Here is a 4,832-nt window from a genome sequence, read left to right as displayed (position 1 = left end):
GGGCCGGCCCCCAGAAGGGCGGCCCCGGCCGCTTCCGGCAGCAGTACGGCGGCACCCGCCTGAGATTCGGGGTCCTCAGAGATGCAACACGGCAAATACCGCTTCATCGCGGGATTCCTGGTCGTTCCGTTGGCGCTCTACGCGCTCTTCGTGATCTGGCCTTTCATCCAGTCCATCTACTACTCGTTCACGGACTGGACGGGACTGAGCCCCGACTTCAAGATGGTCGGGTTCAAGAACTACACCCGTATGTTCGACGACGGGACCTTCTGGAAGTCGCTCCAGCACAGCGTGCTCTTCGTGCTGCTGCTGCCGATCGTCACCCTGGGCCTCGCCCTCTTCTTCTCGTTCATGCTGAACGTGGGCGGCCGGCACCGGAAGGGCGCCGCGGTCGCCGGAGTACGCGGCTCCTCGTTCTACAAGATCGTGTACTTCTTCCCGCAGGTGCTGTCGATCGCCATCGTGGCGCTGCTCTTCCAGTTCGCCTACAACCCCCGCAGCGGCGCCTTCAGTTCGGCGCTGAAGGGGCTGGGGATCTCCTGGCAGCCCGACTGGCTGGGCGACCCGAACCTCGCGCTGTGGTGCGTGATGGTCGTCCTCGTCTGGTCCACCACCGGCTTCTTCGTGGTCCTCTTCTCGGCCGGAATGGCGTCCATCCCCAAGGACTTCTACGAGGCGGCGCTGCTCGACGGCGCCAGCCGCGTCACCACCTTCTTCAGAATCACGCTGCCGCTGCTCTGGGACACCGTGCAGTCCGGCTGGGTCTACATGGGCATCCTGGCCCTCGGTGCGGAGTCCTTCGCGGTCGTCCAGATCATGACCGTGGGTCCCGGCGGACCCGCAGATTCCACCACCGTCCTGCCGCTGTACGTCTACCAGAAGGCGTTCCGTGACGGGCAGGCGGCCTATGCGACCACCATCGGCGTCGCCCTCCTCATCGTCACCCTGGCCTTCGCGGCCGTCGTGATGAGGCTGGGCCGGCGTGAGCGGCTGGAGTTCTGATGAAGACGACCGACACCTCCCCGCCCCCGGCCGCACCCGCGCCGGCCCCCGAGGCGAAGCCGGGCGCCGCGCCGCCCCGCGCCCAGGAGAAGACCGGCGGCATCCTCAACGTCTTCTCCCACGGCATGTTGGTGATCTGGGCGTTCCTGGTCGTCCTGCCGCTGCTGTGGGCGGTGATGACCTCGTTCAAGGACGACCGGTCGATCTTCACCAAGCCCTGGTCACTGCCGGACACCCTGCACTTCGAGAACTGGTCGCGCGCCTGGGGCAAGGCGCATATGAGCGACTACTTCCTCAACACCGTGCTGGTGGTGGCCGGTTCACTGGTCGGCACGCTGCTGCTGGGCTCGATGGCCGCCTATGTGCTGGCCCGCTTCGAGTTCCGCGGGAACCGCTTCATCTACTTCCTGTTCATCGGCGGCATGAGCTTCCCGATCATCCTCGCGCTGGTCCCGCTCTTCTATGTCATGAACAACATGGCCCTGCTGAACACCCTGCACGGCCTGATCCTCGTCTACATCGCGTACTCGCTGCCGTTCACGGTCTTCTTCCTGACCGCGTTCTTCAGAACCCTGCCCACGTCGATCGCGGAGGCGGCGCTGATCGACGGGGCCTCGCACACCCGGACCTTCTTCCAGGTGATGCTGCCGATGGCGAAGCCGGGCCTGATCAGCGTCGGCATCTTCAACTTCCTCGGGCAGTGGAACCAGTACATGCTGCCGACGGTGCTCAACACCGACCCGGACCGGAAGGTGCTCTCCCAGGGCCTGGTGCAACTGGCCGTGAGCCAGGGGTACAAGGGCGACTGGTCGGGCCTCTTCGCCGGCCTGGTGATGGCGATGCTGCCGGTGCTCGCCGCGTACGTCCTCTTCCAGCGGCAGGTCGTCGCCGGTCTCACGGCGGGTGCGCTGAAGTAGCCGCCCGCGCCGTCCTCGGGCGCGCCCCGGTCCCCTTCGGACCGGGGCGCGCCCGTTGCCGTGCAGGGCGCCGGTGCGGGGGAAACCGCGGGCGGGACACCGTATGCAACCGATTCCTGTCAAGGACTTGACTGCGGTAACCCGTTCAGCAGACTTTGGAGTTCACAACTTGTAGATGGCCCGATCCCGCGGGGGAGCAGGGTCGCGGGTGGCCGAGCCGCCGCCGTGCCAAGGCAGGAGTGGATGAGGTCGATGGAGACTCCGGGGTCGCAGTCGTCGCTGCACCGGGCCAATCTGGAGCGGGTCGTACGGGCCGTACGGCTGGCCGGGTCGCTCACGCAGGCGGAGATCGCCAGGACGACGGGTCTGTCCGCGGCGACGGTGTCCAACATCGTGCGGGAGTTGAAGGAAGGCGGCACGGTCGAGGTCACCCCGACCTCGGCGGGCGGCCGCCGGGCCCGCAGCGTCTCACTCAGCGGTGACGCCGGCATCGTCATCGGGGTCGACTTCGGCCACACCCACCTCCGGGTCGCCATCGGGAACCTGGCCCACCAGGTGCTGGCCGAGGAGGCCGAACCGCTGGACGTGGACGCCTCCGCCGCGCAGGGCTTCGACCGGGCCGAGGTACTGGTCAACCGGCTGATCGAGGCCACCGGAGTGGACCGGACGAAGGTCGCTGGGGTGGGGCTCGGGGTGCCGGGGCCGATCGACGTGGAGTCCGGCACCCTGGGCTCGACGTCGATCCTGCCGGGCTGGGGCGGCACCCGACCCGCCGAGGAGCTGCGGGGGCGTCTCGGCGGACCGGTGCATGTGGACAACGACGCCAACCTGGGCGCCCTGGGCGAGTTGGTGTGGGGCAGCGGGCGCGGGGTGCGGGACCTGGCGTACATCAAGGTGGCCAGCGGGGTGGGCGCGGGGCTGGTGATCAACGGGCGGATCTACCGGGGGCCCGGCGGCACCGCGGGCGAGATCGGGCACATCACGCTGGACGAGTCGGGCCCGGTCTGCCGCTGCGGCAACCGCGGCTGCCTGGAGACCTTCACCGCCGCCGGCTATGTACTGCCGCTGCTCAGATCAAGCCATGGTGAGGGGCTCTCCATGGAGGCCGTGGTGAAGCTGGCCCGGGACGGCGACCCGGGCTGCCGGCGGGTGATCGCGGATGTGGGCCGGCACATCGGCAGCGGGGTGGCCAACCTCTGCAACGTCCTCAACCCCAGCCGGGTCGTCCTCGGCGGTGATCTGGCGGAGGCCGGTGAGCTGGTGCTCGGCCCCATCCGGGAGTCCGTCGGCCGGTACGCGATCCCCAGTGCGGCACGTCAACTCTCCGTACTTCCAGGGGCACTTGGGAGCCGGGCCGAGGTGCTGGGGGCGCTGGCGCTGGCGCTCAGCGAGATGGGGGATTCGACACTTTTGGACGGTTCGGCCCCCTTGGCCGAACCTGCCTTCACTTAGTTCACGTATGGCACCGTTGTCGTCTCGTTAAGGATTTACTCCTTGACGTCGACGGTATGGCCGAGTTGACTTCCAGCCACCTCGGCCGCACCGTCGCGGCCTCGTCAGGGAGGTTTCTGAAGTGAACACGCGTATGCGTCGCGCCGCCGTGGTGGCCGCAGCCGGTGCCATGGCCGTCTCGCTGGCCGCCTGCGGCAGCGCCAAGGAGTCCGACGGAGGCGGCGGCGACAGCGCCAAGAAGGGCGATGCGCTGAAGATAGGCCTGCTGCTGCCCGAGAACCAGACGGCGCGGTACGAGAAGTTCGACAAGGTCCTCATCGAGAAGAAGATCAGCGAACTCACCGACGGCAAGGCCACGGTGAAGTACCAGAACGCCAAGCAGGACGCCAGCACGCAGAGCCAGCAGGCCGACTCGATGATCACCAACAAGGTGGACGTGCTCATCGTGGACGCCGTCGACTCCAAGGCGATCAAGAGCTCCGTCCAGAAGGCGCACGACGCCGGGATCAAGGTCGTCGCCTACGACCGCCTCGCCGAGGGCCCCATCGACGCCTACACCTCCTTCGACAACGTCGAGGTCGGCAAGGCCCAGGGCACCGCGCTGCTGAAGGCGCTGGGCGGCAAGGCCAAGGACGGCAAGATCGTCATGATGAACGGGTCGGCCACCGACCCCAACGCCGGCGACTTCAAGAAGGGCGCCCACTCCGTCCTCGACGGCAAGGTGAAGATCGGCAAGGAGTACGACACCAAGGAGTGGAAGCCGGAGAACGCCAACGCCAACATGGAGGGCGCTATCTCCGCCCTCGGCAAGAAGAACATCGTCGGTGTCTACTCCGCCAACGACGGCATGGCCGGCGGCATCATCACCGCCCTCAAGAGCGCCGGCATCACGCCGCTGCCGCCCGTCACCGGCCAGGACGCCGAACTCGCCGGTGTGCAGCGGGTCGTGACCGGTGACCAGTACATGAGCGTCTACAAGTCCTACCCGCAGGAGGCGTCCGTCGCCGCCGAGATGGCCGTCAAGCTGGCCAAGGGCGAGGACCTGGGCTCCCTGGCCACCAGCAAGGTCGACAGCCCCACCACCAAGGGCGTGCCGTCGCAGCTCGTCCCGGTCGTCTCGCTGACCAAGGACAACATCAAGGACACCGTCATCAAGGACGGTATCTACACGGTCGACGAGATCTGCGCTGGCAAGTACAAGGCCGCCTGCGACAAGCTCGGCCTCAAGTAGCCGCCGCCCTGCCCCGGCAGGGAACGGCATCCGGCCGTCCGGTGCCCCGCCGCCATCAGCCCCGCCGCTCAGGCGGGGCGCCGGACAGCAAGCGGTGGCCCCGCATCCGCGGACCGCGGCTCTCACCCCCCCGGCCGCGGGGCGCCCCCGCGGTGTCGCCCCCCCCCGGTGTGTTTTACACATATGAAGCGGGCGGCGACAGGGCAGGTGTAGTTATCGGGGGTGGGCGG

Annotated in this window: 4 protein-coding genes; all 4 read left to right on the top strand. The window is 68.0% G+C overall.

All coding sequences use genetic code 11. From position 1 onward, the window contains the following. Nucleotides 1-81: 81 nt before the first annotated feature. Entirely contained in the window at nucleotides 82-1,002 is a 921-nt protein-coding gene (locus tag ACFVST_RS29210) for a carbohydrate ABC transporter permease (RefSeq protein ID WP_390156613.1), read from the top strand. Then, nucleotides 1,002-1,919, top strand: coding sequence for a carbohydrate ABC transporter permease (locus ACFVST_RS29205; protein ID WP_390156612.1), 918 nt, complete (start codon nucleotides 1,002-1,004; stop codon nucleotides 1,917-1,919). The genes ACFVST_RS29210 and ACFVST_RS29205 overlap by 1 nt, the downstream gene beginning before the upstream one ends. Before the next feature lie 252 nt (nucleotides 1,920-2,171). After that, nucleotides 2,172-3,371: an ROK family transcriptional regulator gene (locus ACFVST_RS29200; RefSeq protein ID WP_390156611.1), complete on the top strand. Its 1,200-nt coding sequence runs from the start codon at nucleotides 2,172-2,174 to the stop codon at nucleotides 3,369-3,371. Nucleotides 3,372-3,492: 121 nt separating this feature from the next. Next, nucleotides 3,493-4,602 carry a sugar ABC transporter substrate-binding protein gene (locus tag ACFVST_RS29195; protein WP_390156610.1) on the top strand — a complete coding sequence of 370 codons (1,110 nt, stop codon included), beginning with the start codon at nucleotides 3,493-3,495 and terminating at the stop codon, nucleotides 4,600-4,602. The last annotated feature ends 230 nt before the right edge of the window (nucleotides 4,603-4,832 follow it).

Origin of the sequence: Streptomyces sp. NPDC058045, assembly GCF_042885635.1 — a bacterium.
Classification (GTDB): Bacteria; Actinomycetota; Actinomycetes; order Streptomycetales; family Streptomycetaceae; genus Streptomyces.
This window is presented reverse-complemented; position numbering and strand designations above follow the sequence as displayed.